13 protein-coding genes are annotated in these 16,297 nt (G+C 60.6%); 11 read left to right on the top strand and 2 right to left on the bottom strand.

Annotated elements, in window-relative coordinates:
• Nucleotides 1-9: 9 nt before the first annotated feature.
• Genes tssH through DYL61_RS25120 form a run of 10 tightly spaced genes read left to right on the top strand, consistent with a single transcriptional unit; the run spans nt 10 to nt 13,109 of the window.
• The gene (tssH, locus tag DYL61_RS25165; protein ID WP_135310587.1) at nt 10-2,577 is read left to right on the top strand and encodes a type VI secretion system ATPase TssH; all 2,568 of its coding nucleotides are present in this window, start codon (nt 10-12) and stop codon (nt 2,575-2,577) included.
• Entirely contained in the window at nt 2,574-4,106 is a 1,533-nt protein-coding gene (locus tag DYL61_RS25160) for a sigma-54 interaction domain-containing protein (protein ID WP_135310586.1), read from the top strand. Before tssH ends, DYL61_RS25160 begins: the two co-directional genes overlap by 4 nt.
• A 41-nt stretch (nt 4,107-4,147) precedes the next feature.
• Entirely contained in the window at nt 4,148-4,279 is a 132-nt protein-coding gene (locus DYL61_RS25155) for a type VI secretion protein (protein WP_135310585.1), read from the top strand.
• A 16-nt stretch (nt 4,280-4,295) separates the two neighbouring features.
• On the top strand, nt 4,296-5,468 hold the full coding sequence (tagH, locus tag DYL61_RS25150; RefSeq protein WP_135310584.1) for a type VI secretion system-associated FHA domain protein TagH: 1,173 nt from the start codon (nt 4,296-4,298) through the stop codon (nt 5,466-5,468).
• Nucleotides 5,469-5,473: 5 nt separating this feature from the next.
• A complete protein-coding gene (tssJ, locus tag DYL61_RS25145) occupies nt 5,474-5,959 on the top strand; it encodes a type VI secretion system lipoprotein TssJ (protein WP_135310583.1) in 486 nt (161 codons plus the stop codon).
• A 1-nt stretch (nt 5,960) separates the two neighbouring features.
• Nucleotides 5,961-7,289, top strand: a complete 1,329-nt coding sequence (tssK, locus tag DYL61_RS25140; protein WP_135310582.1) for a type VI secretion system baseplate subunit TssK — start codon at nt 5,961-5,963, stop codon at nt 7,287-7,289.
• 5 nt (nt 7,290-7,294) lie between these two features.
• The gene (gene icmH / locus DYL61_RS25135) at nt 7,295-8,173 is read left to right on the top strand and encodes a type IVB secretion system protein IcmH/DotU (RefSeq protein ID WP_135310581.1); all 879 of its coding nucleotides are present in this window, start codon (nt 7,295-7,297) and stop codon (nt 8,171-8,173) included.
• Nucleotides 8,174-11,548, top strand: coding sequence for a type VI secretion system membrane subunit TssM (gene tssM / locus DYL61_RS25130; protein ID WP_135310580.1), 3,375 nt, complete (start codon nt 8,174-8,176; stop codon nt 11,546-11,548). It begins immediately after the preceding gene.
• Nucleotides 11,545-12,270 (top strand): PP2C family protein-serine/threonine phosphatase, encoded by a 726-nt coding sequence (locus tag DYL61_RS25125; protein WP_238704604.1) that lies wholly within the window; start codon nt 11,545-11,547, stop codon nt 12,268-12,270. Before tssM ends, DYL61_RS25125 begins: the two co-directional genes overlap by 4 nt.
• Complete coding sequence (locus DYL61_RS25120; protein WP_135310578.1) at nt 12,267-13,109, top strand: serine/threonine-protein kinase; 843 nt, start codon at nt 12,267-12,269, stop codon at nt 13,107-13,109. The genes DYL61_RS25125 and DYL61_RS25120 overlap by 4 nt, the downstream gene beginning before the upstream one ends.
• A 7-nt stretch (nt 13,110-13,116) precedes the next feature.
• Here DYL61_RS25120 and DYL61_RS25115 read toward each other — a convergent pair whose 3' ends face one another.
• Together DYL61_RS25115 and DYL61_RS25110 are read right to left on the bottom strand one after the other, a co-directional pair.
• A complete protein-coding gene (locus tag DYL61_RS25115; protein WP_135310577.1) occupies nt 13,117-13,446 on the bottom strand; it encodes a DUF6388 family protein in 330 nt (109 codons plus the stop codon).
• 24 nt (nt 13,447-13,470) lie between these two features.
• Nucleotides 13,471-13,737 (bottom strand): hypothetical protein, encoded by a 267-nt coding sequence (locus tag DYL61_RS25110; RefSeq protein WP_135310576.1) that lies wholly within the window; start codon nt 13,735-13,737, stop codon nt 13,471-13,473.
• A gap of 308 nt (nt 13,738-14,045) precedes the next feature.
• Here DYL61_RS25110 and DYL61_RS25105 point away from each other — a divergent pair, with 308 nt between their 5' ends.
• A complete protein-coding gene (locus DYL61_RS25105) occupies nt 14,046-16,121 on the top strand; it encodes a PTS sugar transporter subunit IIC/EAL domain-containing protein (RefSeq protein ID WP_135310575.1) in 2,076 nt (691 codons plus the stop codon).
• The last annotated feature ends 176 nt before the right edge of the window (nt 16,122-16,297 follow it).

The following is a 16,297-nucleotide window of genomic DNA, read 5'->3' as shown; positions in this document are numbered from 1 at the left end:
CGAATGACGATGATGAACGTAGACCTGCAACAACTTATCCAGACATTGACCCACAGGGCTCGTCGCGACCTTGAACGCTCGGCAGAACGTTGTGTATTGCGTGGCGGGCGCGAAGTGTTGGTCGAAGATTTGCTGTTGACGCTGCTGGACTATCACGACGGCCTCCTGGCCCGGGCGGTGGCGGCTGCGGATATCGATGTCGGCGAGCTGCAAGCCGCCTTGCAACCCAAGAGTGAGGCGAGCGCGTCGCGTAACCCGGTGTTCGCCCAGGCGCTGGTGCAGTGGCTGCAACAGGCCTTGATGGTTGCCCACCTGGAACTGCGACAAACCGAGGTCGATCATGGTGCCTTATTGCTCGCGCTGTTGAGCCAGCCATCCCTTCACGCTGGCAATGGCTACCAGCGGTTGATCAGCCGATTGGATGCGCAGGCTGTACGTGAGTTTGTATTGAGTCAGGCCCCGCTAAGTGCCGAGGTGCCGAGCGGTGAATCGCTGCTGGCGCGCTTTACCCATGATCTGACACGTCAGGCCCGCGAAGGGCAGATCGACCCGGTGTTGTGCCGCGACGCCGAGATTGCCCAATTGATCGACATTCTTGTACGCCGACGCAAGAACAATCCGATTCTGGTCGGTGAAGCCGGGGTGGGTAAGACCTCGATTGTCGAGGGCTTGGCATTACGCATCGCCAGCTCACAGGTGCCGGAGTCGCTAGAGCATGTACACCTGTTGTCGCTGGACATGGGCCTGCTACAGGCTGGGGCCAGTATCAAGGGCGAGTTCGAGCGGCGGCTCAAAGGCGTGATGGATGAAGTCAATGCCTCGCCGAAGCCGGTGATCCTGTTTGTCGACGAGGCGCACACCCTGGTGGGCACGGGTGGCCAGGCGGGTGGGTCCGATGCCGCCAACTTGCTTAAACCCGCCCTGGCCCGTGGTGAGCTGCGCACCATCGCCGCCACAACCTGGTCGGAATACAAGCAGTACTTCGAAAAAGACCCGGCGCTGGCGCGGCGTTTCCAACCCGTTCGAGTGGCCGAACCCAGTGTCGAACAGGCCGTGGCGATCCTGCGCGGCCTGGCCCCGGTGTATGAAGCCAGTCACGGCGTGTACGTGCGCGACGATGCCGTGGTTGCAGCGGTGCAGATGAGCGCACGCTACCTGGCAGGGCGTCAATTGCCCGACAAGGCGGTAGACGTGCTGGACACAGCCTGTGCCCGCGCGCAGATCAGCCGTGTGACCGCACCGCGAGTCTTGCAGAACCTGTATGCCGAACAGGCCGAAGGCCTACGACAGCGGCAAGCGTTGCAGCGCGACAGGGAGGCTGGGTTGGCGGTGGACGAGCAGGCCTTGCACAGGTTGGATATGCGCCTGGAGTCCGTTGAGTGTGAGCGAAAACACCTTGAAGGTGCCTGGCTTGAGCAGCGCGGGCTCGCAGAGCAGGTGCTTGAGGCGCGTCGGCAATTGGATGACGCTCGTCTTGCAGGGCAGGGCGTCGAAGCCCTGGAACATGCCTTGGCTGTACAGCGAGGAATGTTCCTCGCTCAGCATGCAGTGCAGCCACTGGTCAGCCTTGAGGTCTGTCCCCGGCTGGTGGCAGAAATTGTCAGCGCCTGGACCGGCATTCCGGTCAAGCAACTGGCTCATGAACACAGCGAAAGCGTCATGGGTTTTGCCGATGCATTGGGTTCACGCATCCTCGGTCAAGAGCATGCTGTGCAGGCTCTTGATCGTAACCAGCGGGCGGTCGCTGCCGGGCTCAACAAGGTTGACGCACCGGTGGGTGTATTTCTACTGGTGGGCCCAAGCGGCGTGGGCAAGACCGAAACCGCATTGGCGCTGGGTGAGCTGCTGTATGGCGGTGAGCGTTTTGTCACCACGCTGAACATGTCGGAATTCCAGGAGAAACATTCGCTCTCCCGGCTGATTGGTGCGCCGCCAGGTTATATCGGCTATGGCGAAGGCGGAGTGTTGACGGAAGCCGTCCGGCAACGACCGTACTCGGTGGTGTTGCTCGACGAGATTGAAAAAGCCGACCCGGAGATGCTGAGCCTGTTCTATCAGATCTTCGACAAGGGCCTGGCCAATGATGGCGAAGGTCGGGAAATCGATTTCCGTAATACGCTGATCCTGATGACGTCCAACCTGGGCAGCCAGCAGATTGGCGAATTATGCGCAGGCGACCAGCGCCCATCTGTCCAGGCGGTACAAGAGGCGATCAACCCGTTTCTGCGCGCCCATTTCAAACCGGCATTGCTGGCACGGATGCAAGTGGTGCCGTACTACCCGATCACGGGCGAAACGTTGTACGCGCTGGTCACGCTCAAGCTTGAGCGTTTTGGGCATCGCTTGCGGCGGCGCAATGTGGTGTTCAGTTATACGCCCGAGTTGGCCACGCAGATGGCCGAGCAATGTGCCCATGGCGACAGCGGTGCACGCTACGTCGATCAATGGATCGAGAGGTGTCTGCTGCCACCCGTGGTCGACCGCTTGCTCAAGGCGATGGCCGTCGGCGAGACCTTGGCCTACGCGCATGCCTACCTTGACGTTGATGGGCAGCCCGTCTGTGAGTGTCGCCCATGACAGAGCCCCGGTTTACCCACTTGCCTGACGCACCGATGTGCGCCGAGACGTTGCTCGGCTGGATCATTCGCCTTGGCCTTGATGACGATGCGGTCACCGTGGCTCAACGGTGCACAACGGCAGCAGCCCAGCTTAGCCAGTGCGAACTCAGTCAGCTGTATTGGCGTGATGAGAATAGCGGACGACTTGAACTGATCGCCCAGTATTTACCGGGGGCGGCGTTGCCCGGAGGGGGACTTTCCGGCGCCGATTTTCAACACGAACAGTTGCTGCATTTTGTTATCAGCCATAACCGTGCGTTGAGCCTGGACAATGTGGCAAACAGCGTTTACGAGCGCGAGTTCTTGCCTGTGACGAATCTGCCTTGGCATTCGCTGGTGTGCGTGCCGTTGATCAGCCGGCACATGACCATTGCCGGTGTGTTGCTCTGTGCCAGTCAGCGCTTGAGGCCGTTGCTGGGCTGGGAGTCTTCATTGGCGCAATTGGGCAGTTTTGCCTTGAATCAACGGGCGCTGATACGGAGCACCTGTTCTATGCCATCGAGCGCCCCGGCGAAGCGCGATGACTCTGTCACCCGCAAGAAGGTTGGGCTGGTCGGTAACAGTGTGGCCATGGATGCAACCTGCCGGCTGATCGAAAAGGTGAAGAACACCACCTACACGGTGCTGCTGCGCGGCGAGACCGGTACAGGCAAAGAAGTCGTGGCGCGTGCCATCCACTTTTCCGGCCCGCGCAGCGGCAAAGCCTTCGTGGTGCAGAATTGTGCGGCGTTTCCGGAAGGGCTGCTGGAAAGTGAACTGTTCGGCTACCGCAAAGGGGCCTTCACTGGTGCTGAACGTCACCATGCCGGGTTATTCGATGCAGCACATGGCGGCACGTTGCTGCTCGACGAAATTGGCGATATGCCCTTGTCGTTGCAAGCCAAGTTGTTGCGCGTGTTGCAAGAAGGCGAGGTGCGTCCGCTAGGGGCGAGTGCGGCCCACAAAGTTGATGTGCGGATTATTGCTGCGACCCATCGAGACCTGAGCGCGATGGTCGCCCAGGGCCGCTTTCGTGAAGACTTGTATTACCGCCTGGCGCAATTTCCCATCGAGTTACCTGCCCTGCGGGAACGGGAAGGGGACGTGTTGCTGTTGGCGCGGGACTTTGCCACGCAGGCGTGTGCCGCCCTGAATCGAGGGGCTGTGGAATGGTCAAGCGCCGCCCTTGACCAACTGTCGAGCTACGGTTTTCCCGGCAACGTCCGGGAGCTCAAATGCCTGGTGGAACGTGCCGTGCTGCTGTGTGACGACAACGTAATTCTTCCGGCGCACCTGCCCTTGTCACCCGTCCCCGACGCCACAGAAGTGGATGCAACGTTGCGTCAACGCCTGGAGCGGGTGGAGCGGGTATTTCTGATCGACTGCCTGCACAAGAACCGCGGTAATCGGACCCGTACCGCGCGCGAGCTGGGTGTGGCCCGTCGCACGCTGCTCTACCGTCTTGCGCGCTTGAAAATCCCCGCTGGCAATGCCCTAGAGGAAGGCTGAATGGCCACGTGCGGGCGCTTTATTTTCCTGGGAGATACCTGATGGTTTTTCGTCCGTGGCAAGCCCTGGTGCTTGCCCTGTGTTTGCTCGGTGGTTGTACCGCCAATTATGTCTTTGATGATGCCGATTACCGCCCGCTGGGAGATCCCCTGTCGAGCCGTCGCGGGCAGTGACCAACGGAGCCTTGTTATGCAGTTAGTGTTTGAGGTGTGTGATACCGGACTGGGTGAGTCTCGCGCCTGCAAGACGTTTGATAGCGTCGGTGGCGTGATCGGTCGCGGTGCGGCATGTGACTGGGTCATCGCCGACCCGCTTCGCTTGATGTCCAGTCATCACGGCTTAGTCAGTTATCGTGATGGCCAGTACTACTTGGCCGATATCAGCAGCAACGGAATCGGTGTATCGGGCAGTCCCGAGCGACTGCGCAAGGGGCTGGCGAGGCAGATCCGCGACGGTGATATTTATGTGCTGGGATCGGTGAGCATTCGAGCTCGCTTGAAGGGGCAGGATCGGCAAACGGTCTTCCTTGATCCCCTGATTCCCGACGATAGCTTCCTGGGCCTTGATCCTGTGCATGCTCTGGATAACGCGCAACGACGCAGTGAGTCATGCGTCGAACTGGCAGCGCTCAATAGTCGCGTGCAAGGAACGAGTCAGCCGATAGATCACGGTGCGGCCGAGCGGGATCATTGGATCGTGCCGCAGTGGGCTGAGCCCGTTCAAACAGTCAGGACACCTGCGCCTGAGAAGGTCTCGCCTGCCACAGACGAGCAGTTCTGGTTGCAGTTCGGGGAGGCGCTGGGGGTTTCCCTGGAGGCCCTCGACACGCTCGGTCGCGAGAGGCTGGCGGTCAAGGTCGCAGGCCTGCTGAGGCAAGCAATCGACGGCCTGCAGCAAGGTTTGCGCACCCGCGACGAATTGAACAGTGAGTTGAGCCTGGGCTGTGCGTCCACGACGGCGAAAGAGCATAACGCGTTGAGCAATTGGGCCGACGGCCAGTCAGCCCTGGCGGCACTGTTGGGGGGCGACGAAGCTCAGCCGTTGTCTGCCGAGTTGGCAATTGCCCACGCCTGCCGGGACTTGCAAGTTCACCAATTGGCTCTGGTTGTGGCGAGCCGGGCGGTGGTACGAAGCGCGCTGGCAGGGTTTGCGCCCGATCATCTGTTGCTGTGTTTCGAGCGAGACGGCAAGCCCTCCAGGTTCTCCACCGACGGCACCCGTTGGCGGGCGTATCAACGCCATTATCAGCAACTGGTCGACAGGAACCGCATGGCGGATCGGTTGATTCGAGAAGATTTTTCCCACGCGTACCAGGAGCAAGTGCGCCTGGTCTGCACCCTGCATGCCACCTGCTCTGGATGACGTTCATGCCTCGATCCTGTGTGACCGCGATGCTGATCATGCTGGCCCTGTTGGCCGGCTGCAGCAGCGTTTCGCCTTTCTCCACCTTGACCAAGCTGGACCTGACATTGACCGCCAGCGATGAGGTCAACCCCGACGGGCATGGTCGTCCGTCCCCCGTGGTGGTGCAGTTGCTTGAGTTGCGACACCCCGTGGCTTTTGAAAATGCCGACTTCTTCAGCCTTTACGGTCGTGGCGAACACGCCTTGCCCAAGGACTGGGTGGCCGACGAAGAGTTGGAGCTGCGCCCCGGCGAGCAACTGAAGCTCAAGCTCAATATCGCGCCGCAGAGCCGGTACGTAGGGGTGTTGGCGGCCTATCGCGACCTGCCTCATGTGCAATGGCGAGTGGTGCTGCCGGTGCCCCATCGGCAATTGACGCGTGCCGAACTGGTACTGGACCACACCGGTATCCGCGTTAACCAACCCCGTGCCAGCGCAGCGGAGGATTGAGATGCATACCTACAAAGTCATCTGGCAGGAAGGCATGCTGCTGCGGCCACAGCATTTGCAACAAAGCGACCGCTACTACCATCAGCAGCTCAACCGTACGCGTTTACTGAGCAGGGATGCCTGGGGCTTCCTGACCCTGGACGTCGACGTGCAGTACCTCAACCTCGGCAAGATCGTCGTTAATCAGGCCAGTGGTGTGTTGCCGGACGGCAGCCTGTTCGAGTTAAGCGGTGCGATGGCACCGCTGGTGCTGCAAGTGCCTGCCAACGTTGGCAGGCAGCCGGTCTACCTGGCGCTACCCCTGGCGATCGGCAACCAGATTGAAACGCGCGCACAAGCACACAGCGACGTACTGGCGCGTTATGTCGTCTGCCCGACTGACGTCGGTGACTCCAACACGGGGGCGGATTCACGCTGCCAGATCAATTGCGCGCGTCCGGATCTACACCTGCTGTTGGGTGAGCAAGCCAACGATGCGCTGTATGTGAAATTACAAGTCACCCAGATCATGGACTCGACCAACGATGGGGGCGTGAAGCTGGACGCGGATTTTGTCCCGACATTCATTTACCTGCAGGAGACCGGTTACCTGCGTTCGTGTATCAAGGAGGTGATCAGCCTGCTCGCTACCCGGGGCGATGCAATCGCTGCACGGGTCCAGGGCAATGACACCTCCGCGGGAGCGCAGATCGGCGACTTCCTGATGTTGCAACTGATCAATCGTACAGAGTTGGTGTTGCGACATTACCTAAGCCAGCCTCAGGTGCGTCCCGAGGCCGTGTTTCAGGCGCTGTTGTCACTGATCGGTGAGTTGTCCACGTTCGCCATCGATAGCAAGCGCGCACACGTGGACGTGGATTATCAGCACCGTGACCAGGGCGCAAGCTTTCGTGGCCTGATGGAGCGCATTCGCATGCTGTTGTCGCGGGTTCTGGAGCAACACGCCATCGAGCTTGTGTTGCAGCCGCGTCAGTATGGGGTGCTGGTCTGCCCGACGAGTGAACACAAATTGCTCGGCTGTGCGACGTTCATCCTGGCTGCCAGCGCCCAGTGCGACTCGGAGGAACTGCGCCACCGCCTGCCGGCGCACCTCAAGATCGGGCCGGTGGAGCGCATTCGAGAACTGGTCAACCTGCAGTTGGCTGGCATCAAGCTGCAGCCTCTACCAGTGGCGCCGCGCCAGATTCCGCTCCACGCCGGCAAAACCTATTTCATGCTTGAACTCAGCGCCCGCGACATCAGCCAGCTGGAGCAATCCGGCGGTTTCGCTTTTCACGCGAGCGGTGAGTTTGCCGAGCTGGAACTCAACTTCTGGGCTATCAGGAACTGAACGCCATGACCATGGACAGTGAATACCCACAGGACGAAAAGACCGTGCTGCTCGACCATGAAGGGCGCGGTCCCGCCCAGGGCGCAGTGACGGATTGTCCGTCGCCACCGCGTTTCGAGCAATTGGAAGACCGGATGATCTACACCGCACGCTTGCAGGGTGCAATGAGCTTCAACCTGGGACCTAACGCACTGGTGGATGCAGCCTGGGAACTGTTGTCCCACGTGGCCCAGCTCAAGCACAGCGCGGGTCGGGAGACGCTGCAAGCGCTCAATGATCGATTGTCATCGGCGATCACCGCATTTGAAGCCCATGCCCTGCATCTTGAGGTGGACAGCAGTCAGGTGATGTCGGCGCGTTACGTACTGTGCAGCGCCATTGACGAAGCGGTCACCACGACCTCCTGGGGCAGTCGCAGCGACTGGTCCAGGACAAGCCTGTTGAGCCGCTTTCACAACGAAACCTTCGGCGGTGAAAAGTTTTTCCAGTTGCTGGAGCGTTTATCCCGCGACCCCGTCAAGCACCTGTCGATGCTGGAGCTGATGTACCTGTGCCTGTCGATGGGATTCGAAGGTAAATACCGGGTGATGGAGCGGGGCGGGGTGCAGCTTGAAACGGTACGTGACGCGTTGTACCGGCAGATCCGGCATGTCCGCGGGGATAACCTTGCGGTCACTATGCCGCCGGCGTCGAGTCCCGCGCGGCCTTCACGCTTGCGGGTGATTTCCGCGACCCGGGTCTGCGTCCTGGGGTTGGTCTGCTTGACGATGATCTACTCAGGACTTGCCTGGGTGTTGGGTAACGAGCGTAGGGCGGCGCTGCACGCTTTTCAAACCTTGGCACCGGAGCCTGTTCGGTCGCCTCTGCACCCGTGGGAGCGATGAATGAAGGCCTTTTTCAAGAGCGTCGGCGCGGTGCTGTGCAAGCCCTGGGTATGGAGCCTTTTACTGGTGTTGGCCGGTGCGGCGCTTGTGTGGTTCTACGGGCCGTTGCTGGCGGTGGATGAGCATCGGTTTTGGCAGGGGGCACCGGAGCGCTTGGTGACGATCAGCGGCCTGTTTCTGATGTGGGGGCTGGCGATGGTGATCGTGAATGGGGGGCGTGTCGCGCGGCTCAATCAACCAGAAAACCAGGCACGCCTGCAACATCAAGGCTTCGTGGAGGATGAACGCAAGCAGGTGCGCGGGCGCTTCAGGGAAGCGCTGCAAACATTGAAAAGCACCCGGCGTTATGGCGACCACAGCGAACGCTGGCGCAATGAATTGCCGTGGTACCTGGTGATCGGCCAGCAGGGCAGTGGCAAGACTCAGCTGTTGGCTGCAGGTGGGTTACCGTTCCCGCTGGATCGAAGCGACGCGCAGCCATCCGGCGCAACGTCATACTGTGACTGGTATTTCGCTGACGAGGCGGTTGTGGTCGAGACGGCAGGGCGATACCTGGAACAACCCGATAGCGCCGTGGACGCAGCAGGTTGGTCGACGTTGCTGGGCCTGCTCAAGTCGAGGCGGCGAACGCGCCCGCTCAACGGCGTCGTCGTGACGTTATCGATAGATGCGCTCATGAGCATGAATGAGCATGACCTGGTCTTGCATGCGCGTCACGTCCATAACCGCTTGCAGGATATCCAGCAGACGCTGCATGCCGACGTACCGGTCTACCTCGTACTGACTCAGGCTGACCGATTGAAGGGGTTTACCGAGTTCTTCGATGGACCCCAGGTCGACAGTGCGCAAGCGGTGTTGGGTGAGTCTCTGGTGACGGGCAAGCGCGGGATCGAGATCAGCCATGTGCGCGCCGCGTTCGAGGCCCTGCTGCAACGATTGGGTGCAGAGCTGATTCAGCGTTTGCACCAGGAGCGAAATGTCGAACGTCGCGGCCAGATGCTTGAATTACCCCGCCAGGTCGCACACATCGGTGAAAACCTGTGCCTGTATGTAGAGTCCGCCTTTTCCGCGCACCGCTATCAGCGGATCAATGGCTTGCGCGGTTTCTATCTGACGTGTGCGGCGGACGGAGGGCGGCGTGCGCATTTTGTTCAGGGGTTGTTTAGCCGCGTCGTGTTTCCCGAGGCGGAGCTTGCAGGGCTGCATACGCCACAACTGCGGCGTATCCGACGTCATCAAGGACTGTTGCTGACAACGATGCTGCTGGTCATCGGGGCGATGGGCACGCTGTGGGCGCACAGCTATACGGTCAACCATCAGCGGCTGGAGCAACTGGCCGAGCTGGCCAAGCCTCTGCCGCCTGGCCTGCCAGGCTCGGACGAGGTGCTGGCGTTATTGCCACTGTTGGACCGGCGGCTCGCCGCAACGCGAGTGTTCCCGGCGCAGGCGGACGCCCGCTGGGTGGAACGAGCGGGCCTCTACCAGGGAGAGCTGAGCCGCCCGTTGTTGACTGGTGCGTATGAAGACGTGTTGCACCGCCAGTTGTTGGGTCAGGTGGCAACGCTGCTCGAAGAACAGGTGCGTGCCAGCCTTGGCGACCGTGATCGGCTGCTGGAAACCCTGCGTGCGTACTTGATGCTCAACCTGCCTGACCGCCGGGAAAGTACCTGGCTGGCCCAGCAGTTGGCGGGGCATTGGTCTGCGCGGTACACCGGCTTGCCGCAGGTGCAGAAGCGGTTGAATGAGCATTTTGTGCGTCTGCTTGAACGGCCGTTCGTGGCAACGCTGAATGACGACCTGGTTGCCCAGGCCCGGCTTGAGTTGCGCGGTGAGCCGCTGGCAGGTGTGGTTTACCGCACGTTGCGCGAACAAGCCCAAGGCCTTGAGCCTTTGCGTCTGGCCGAGGGACGCGCATTCTCCGGCGCCGAGCCGCCTATTCCCGGGTTCTACACCAAGAGGTATGTGCAGTATTTCGAAAAGCAGGGGGCCCGACTGGTCAACGCCATTGCCCAGGATAACTGGGTACTGGGGCAGGCCGCCGATCTGAGCGACATGGACCTACGCCAGCTGATGCTGGAATTGGAGCAACGCTATTTCAGTGAATACGCCGATGCCTGGAGCCAGGCCCTCGGCCAGGTCCACCTGCAGGAAAACGACAGCTTGAGCCTGAGTGCCGATAGGCTTGCCAGCTTGACGTCCGCCCAGTCCGGGCTGGTCCAGCTGTTGCAGCAGGTGCGCGAAAATACCCGCTTGCTCACGACCCGGGATCGCCTTGATGCATTGGATCAGGCGGTGGGTGAAAAGAGCGCAGCGTTATCCAGTCTGATACTCGAAAAACTGCCAGGGCCGGTGCCATCGGATTCCGCAAGGCGCGCATTGCAGCGTCGCTTCGAACCGCTGCACCAGTTGCTTGACGATCAGCAGAACCCAGGCGTCGAACTGACTCAGGCGTTACGCCAGCTCGATGAATTGCACCTGCAATTGGCTGCATTGAATCGTGAGAGTTCGCCTGAGCAAGCGGCCTTCAAGATGGTCAAGTCACGTATGGACGGGCAGCAGCCGTTGCTCGGCAATCTGCGTGATACCGCTACGCGCTTGCCATTTCCGCTCAACGGGTGGCTCGAAAGTATTGCAGACGACAGTTGGCGCCTCTTGCTGGACGACGCCTATGGCTATGTGAACCAGCGTTACCAAAGCGAGGTGCATGGCTTTTATGCCAAGGCGATCCATCGACGGTATCCGTTCAATGCTCATGCGGGCAGTGACGTTGCCTTGGGTGATTTCCAGGAATTCTTCAAAGGCCGGGGCGTGATGGCGCGCTTTTATGAGGGCTATCTACGCTCATTCATCAGCGTCGAAGGCGGACGTTATCGTTTGCGCGGCCTGGATGGGCGCAGCCTCCCAATGTCGCGCTCGCTGCTGGACCAGTTGGGCAAGGCCCAGGTAATTCGCCAGGGTTTTTTCAGTGAGGAGCAGGGCGACTGGGCGGTGCGCTTCACCCTCGCACCCTACAGCCTGGACCAGGCGGCGAGCCGGGCGACACTGAGGATTGGCGATCAACAGCTTGAGTACCGTCACGGGCCCGTCGTCCCCATGACCTTCAACTGGCCACGGGAGGCCGGCGATGATCGCAGCAGCCTGGTGTTGGAGCGCAGCGCAGAACGTCCATTGGGGATCGAGAAAAATAATGGGGCATGGTCATGGTTCCGTTTGTTGGACCTGATGCACAGCGAACCGGCCAGCGGCCGTGACGCGCACATCATCAAGGCCGATCTTGCCGGGCTGCGGGCCAACTACCTGCTGACCAGCCAGCGCAATCCCAGTCCGTTCAACGTGGCGGCCTGGCGCTCGTTCCGCTTGCCGGAGCAGTTGTGATCACGCCGGTGTGGCGTAGCGCCGGGCGCACCGTACGGGGCAAGACGCGTACGCGCAACGAGGATGCCTTTCTTGATTGCCCGCAACGTGGTTGCTGGGCCGTCGCGGATGGCATGGGTGGCCATCAGGCCGGGGATCTAGCCAGTCAGTGGGTGGTCAACGACTTGGCAGCGTTGCCAATGCTGGGTTGCTTCGAGCAGCGCATCGACAGTGTCCTGCGTTGTCTGCGCGCGCTCGACAGCCGTCTGGGGCATACCGCAGTGCAACCGGGCGAGGGCCGGACAGGCATCATGGGCAGTACCGTGGTTGCGCTGTTGCTTCAGGGCAATCGTGCGGCCTGTATCTGGGCGGGAGACAGCCGGTGCTACCTGTGGCGAGGGACGCGTTTGTACCAACTGTCACGGGACCACTCGCTGCTGCAACAATTGATGGACAAGCAGCACCTGAGCCTGGAACAGGCCAGGGCCCACCCAGACGCCCGAGCATTGACCCGTGCGATTGGCGCGCAACAGCCGTTGAGCCTTGAGGTGTTGGAACTCAGCGTCCGTCCCGGTGATGTGTTCTTGTTGTGCAGCGACGGTTTGTACCAGGGCCTCAGTCATGGGCAGTTAGGGCAGGCCATGGCCGAGAGGACGCCGAGTCAGGTGGTGGAGCGATTGATTCGCGAGGTATTGCGTGGGCCGGCGCAGGATGACCTGACCGCTGTAGTGGTACGGCCATGAGCGCGGCCGCCGCTATACCGAAGTTGCTTGCCGGGCGGTATCAGCTTGAGCGGGTATTGGGCACGGGGGGCATGGGTGTGGTGTATCGCGCCCGCGACCTGTTGCATGAAGCCTTGGGTGACCCTTGTTCCTACGTCGCGCTGAAACTGTTGGGCGAGGCGTTCGTTGACTCCCCCGATGCCCACGTTTTGCTGTACAGCGAATTTGCCCTGACCCGCAGCCTGCGGCATGAGCATGTGGTACGCCTGTATGCTTTCGAAGTCGACACCGCCCAGCAAAAGGCATTCTTCACCATGGAGTGGATGCAGGGTATGACCCTGGACCGGTTACTCCTGGAGTGCCCCCAAGGTCTACCGTGGCCGGAGCTGCGTCCCATCGCCCGCCAACTGCTGGATGCGTTGGGCTATTGCCATCAACAAGGGGTCCTGCACGGTGATGTAAAACCGGCCAATATCATGCTGGGAGAGCAAGGGTTGCGTTTGTTCGATTTTGGCCTGGGGCACGCCGAGGCGCGAAGCACAGCGGGGCTTGCGGGCCTGGACCGCAATCGCTTGAATGCCTGGACACCGACGTATGCGGCCCCGGAGCTGTTGGCCGGAGGGAGCTTGACCACGCGCACTGATCTGTATGGCGCGGCGTGCGTACTGTACGAACTGGCGCAAGGAAAACGTCCCGCCGAGCACGAGCCTGATCAGTCGTTGCCGTGCCCTCGACAGTGGCCTCGGCAGTGTTGGCCTGCACTACGCGCTGCCTTGGCCGCCGACCCAGAGCGTCGCAGCCTGTGCGTCGAGGAGTTGCGTGAAGCGCTGGGTGGGCGAGCGCGCCGGTGGTTCCTGTAGTTCGGCGTCAGCGGGGCAAGTCGTGAATCTGGCAATACTCGACCCAACTCAGGCCCGCCATCTGGGCGACCTCCTTGTGCACTTCAAGACGCTGGGCTTCGAAGTCTTCAATAGAGTCGGTGGTCAGCTTGAGGGTCAGTTCCCAGGCAAACAAGCCTTGGCGCTCGGCCTCCGCCTCAAAGGCCTCGTGCAAGCGCTCGGCGCGGTATTGGGCCTGGGTTTCGCCCTTGGCCTGGGCGGCCAGTGGGTTCAAGCTGTCGAGTTCCGTGACCACCTCGGGGTGTTCGCTCAGGAATCGATCCAGCGCGAGTTGGTGGTTTTCACCAGGCTGGGACAAGGGTTGGCTCCTGGTCGAGTGGTGTCAGGCCCTGGACGCTGGAACGCTGCGTGCGGCACGGCGACGGGCGGATTTACGCAGTCGACGGTTGACCCACGCGCGTATCGGCGTGAGCAAAAAGAATAGCAGGTAAGCAATCAGTACCAGGGGGAGGTCCAGTGAACGTTCGCTGAACGCATCGGACGTCCGTTCGATCACGCCCTTGCTGAGCAGCAGAAGCGTTACACCGAAACACCACAGCAATACATTGAACAACAGCGGGTGCACGTACGTTGAAAGCTTGTCTTGCATGGTAAAAATCTCCCTGTCACCTGCTGCCTGCACAGGCGACCTTCCTTGAGCGATTAAGCCTCTGATTGAACGCACCGTCGGTGCGTAAAAAGACACAGAAGTTACATATTGAAGCAGATTTGAGGACTGACCCAAGCCAAAAATTCAAATAATCGGAAATTCTTTAGGGATATTCGGCGTACGCCGTTGAAAAATACTGTGGTAGATGGCAAAAGGCTTTCACTCATCGTGGCAGGACGTGTAGCGTTAGCCCCAGTGTTTCCGGCCCTGTCTTTCAGGGTTTGGGGTGATGGGCAGAGGGATGGGTCATGACGCAAACGCTGTTCAAACTTTTCTTCACCCAACGTCTGGCCGCCCTGGCCAGTACCGAGTCATTGCGTGCGATCCGCGAAGGGTTGCTGTGGATCCTGCCATGCCTGCTGGTGTCGGCTGGCTTTCTGATTCTCTCCGAATGTGCTCGGGTGCTGGGTTTCGACCCGCAGGTGGTGAGCTTTTTTTCGGGGTTGCACAACCAGATCAGCTCGGTGATTCCGCTGTTGGTGGCGGCTTCCATTGGTTACATGCTCGCGATCCAGCACCGCCTGCCGCAGTTGCCGGTGGCATTCCTGTGCCTGGCCCATGTGGTGGTGGCGACGTTTATCCTGCGCGAATACCCCAGGGCGTCGGCCACCTTTGTACTGTTTATTGCGATTGCCTCACCCTTGTTGAACGTACCGGCCATCGCCTGGCTGCACCGCTATCGCTGGACGCGGCTGGTCAATGAGGACCTGGTGGGGCATAACCTCAGGGGCGCCATCAATATGGTGTTACCGGGGGCCATCACCGCCCTGGCATTGGTGCTGGTGCTGTCCGCGCTGTTGCAGGTGCCTTATGTGGCACAGCTTCAAGGGCCTCAGGTACTCGATGCGCTGGAAACACCCTACGGCAGCGGTCTGTTTGTCACGTTGATGAACTCGCTGCTTTGGTTTTTCGGCATCCATGGTGTCTATGCCATGCAGCCCCTGTTCGATGTGCTGGACCAGGCAGTGGTGTTGAACAGTGCCGCGTTGGCCGCCGGTGAGCCGATCAAATACGTGTTGAACAGCGGTTTGCTGGGCAGCTTTGCGTTTATCGGCGGTTCGGGCGGCGCGCTGTGCCTGCTGGTGGCGATCCTGCTGTTCTCCAAAAGCCGCTCCATGCGCCTGTTAGCGATGGCCAGCCTGCCTCTTTCCCTATTCAACGTCAGTGAGGTGCTGTTGTTTGGCTTGCCGATCATCCTCAACCCGCGCCTGTTCATCCCCTTTCTGATAGTGCCGGCCTTGAACACCCTGGTGGCGTTGACGGTGGTCCAGTTGGGTTGGGTGTCCCCGGCGGTCGCCAGCGTGCCCTTCACCGCGCCGGTGTTACTCAATGCCTACCTGAGTACTCACGGCGATATTGCGGCAGTGGCCTTGCAGATCGCTCTGCTGTGCCTGGGGACGTTGGTGTACGCGCCGTATGTGCGGGCGATCCACCGCCAGCCGGCCGAAGGTGGCACGGTGTACCTCAAGTCCCTGGACATGACCTTTCGTGGTCTCGAAGAAAAGGGCCGGCTGCGTGAACCCGATCCGGTGCTGGCGTCCCACACGTCCTCGGCGCGTCAGGCCAGCGAACTGAGCCGTATCCAGCAAATCAGTGACTATGAGTTCTACCTGGAATTCCAGCCGCAAGTCTCGACCCGCACCGGCCTGTGCACGGGGTGCGAAGCCTTGATGCGCGCCCGTGACGCCCAGGGCGTCGTACATTCGCCGTGGGAGTTCCTGCAATGGCTGGCCCAGGCACGGCTGATGCCGGATGTAGACGTGTGGGTGGCTTCACAGGCCGTTCGCCAGTACCAGAAATGGCAGAAGCTTGGCTTTGCGTTGCCGATGACCATCAATATTTCCAGCGCCACCCTGACCGATGCTGCCTATGGTGAACGGCTGGTGGAAATTCTGGCCCAGGCCCATGGGCAGGTGTCGGTGGAAATCACCGAAGATGCGTTGGTCGGTGATATCCACGCCACGCGCCAGACCATCCAGAAGCTGCAAGCCATGGGGGCCAAAGTGTATATCGATGACTTCGGCACCGGTTTTTCGGCGTTGAGCTACCTGCACCAGTTTCCGGTGGATTTCATCAAGATTGATCGCAGCTTTGTGGTGGCCCAACACGACCCGAAGGGCGCGCAGGTATTGACCGGTATGCTGCGTTTTTGTGAGGCGCTCAACCTGGGGGTGGTGGTGGAAGGGGTGGAGACGGCCGAGCAGTTGGCTTTCCTGAAAACCGGCGCCGAGTTGTTTATCCAGGGTTGGTATTTCAGCAAGGCACTGCCGGGTGATCAGTTGGAAGGGTTTGTTCGCGAGCGGGCGGCGCTGGCTGACGCTTAGACATGTAGAGGATCAAAATGTGGGAGGGGGCTTGCCCCCGATGGCGGTGTGTCAGGCGAGCAGGTCTGACCGAATGTACACTGCTCCAATGTGGGAGAGGCGGTGCGACGATTCGACTTGCCCCCGATAGCGGTCTGTCGGTGTACATATCCGTTATTTAGGTAACGGCGACTTAG

This window comes from Pseudomonas nabeulensis, from assembly GCF_004682045.1.
Classification (GTDB): Bacteria; Pseudomonadota; Gammaproteobacteria; order Pseudomonadales; family Pseudomonadaceae; genus Aquipseudomonas; species Aquipseudomonas nabeulensis.
The sequence above is the reverse complement of the archived record's forward strand: the minus strand, read 5'-3'. Positions and strand labels throughout refer to the sequence as shown.

Coding starts and splice junctions, on each gene's coding strand:
- tssH (WP_135310587.1), top strand. CDS start 10: ATGATGAACGTAGACCTGCAACAACTTATCCAGACATTGACCCACAGG.
- DYL61_RS25160 (WP_135310586.1), top strand. CDS start 2,574: ATGACAGAGCCCCGGTTTACCCACTTGCCTGACGCACCGATGTGCGCC.
- DYL61_RS25155 (WP_135310585.1), top strand. CDS start 4,148: ATGGTTTTTCGTCCGTGGCAAGCCCTGGTGCTTGCCCTGTGTTTGCTC.
- tagH (WP_135310584.1), top strand. CDS start 4,296: ATGCAGTTAGTGTTTGAGGTGTGTGATACCGGACTGGGTGAGTCTCGC.
- tssJ (WP_135310583.1), top strand. CDS start 5,474: ATGCCTCGATCCTGTGTGACCGCGATGCTGATCATGCTGGCCCTGTTG.
- tssK (WP_135310582.1), top strand. CDS start 5,961: ATGCATACCTACAAAGTCATCTGGCAGGAAGGCATGCTGCTGCGGCCA.
- icmH (WP_135310581.1), top strand. CDS start 7,295: ATGACCATGGACAGTGAATACCCACAGGACGAAAAGACCGTGCTGCTC.
- tssM (WP_135310580.1), top strand. CDS start 8,174: ATGAAGGCCTTTTTCAAGAGCGTCGGCGCGGTGCTGTGCAAGCCCTGG.
- DYL61_RS25120 (WP_135310578.1), top strand. CDS start 12,267: ATGAGCGCGGCCGCCGCTATACCGAAGTTGCTTGCCGGGCGGTATCAG.
- DYL61_RS25110 (WP_135310576.1), bottom strand. CDS start 13,737: ATGCAAGACAAGCTTTCAACGTACGTGCACCCGCTGTTGTTCAATGTA.
- DYL61_RS25105 (WP_135310575.1), top strand. CDS start 14,046: ATGACGCAAACGCTGTTCAAACTTTTCTTCACCCAACGTCTGGCCGCC.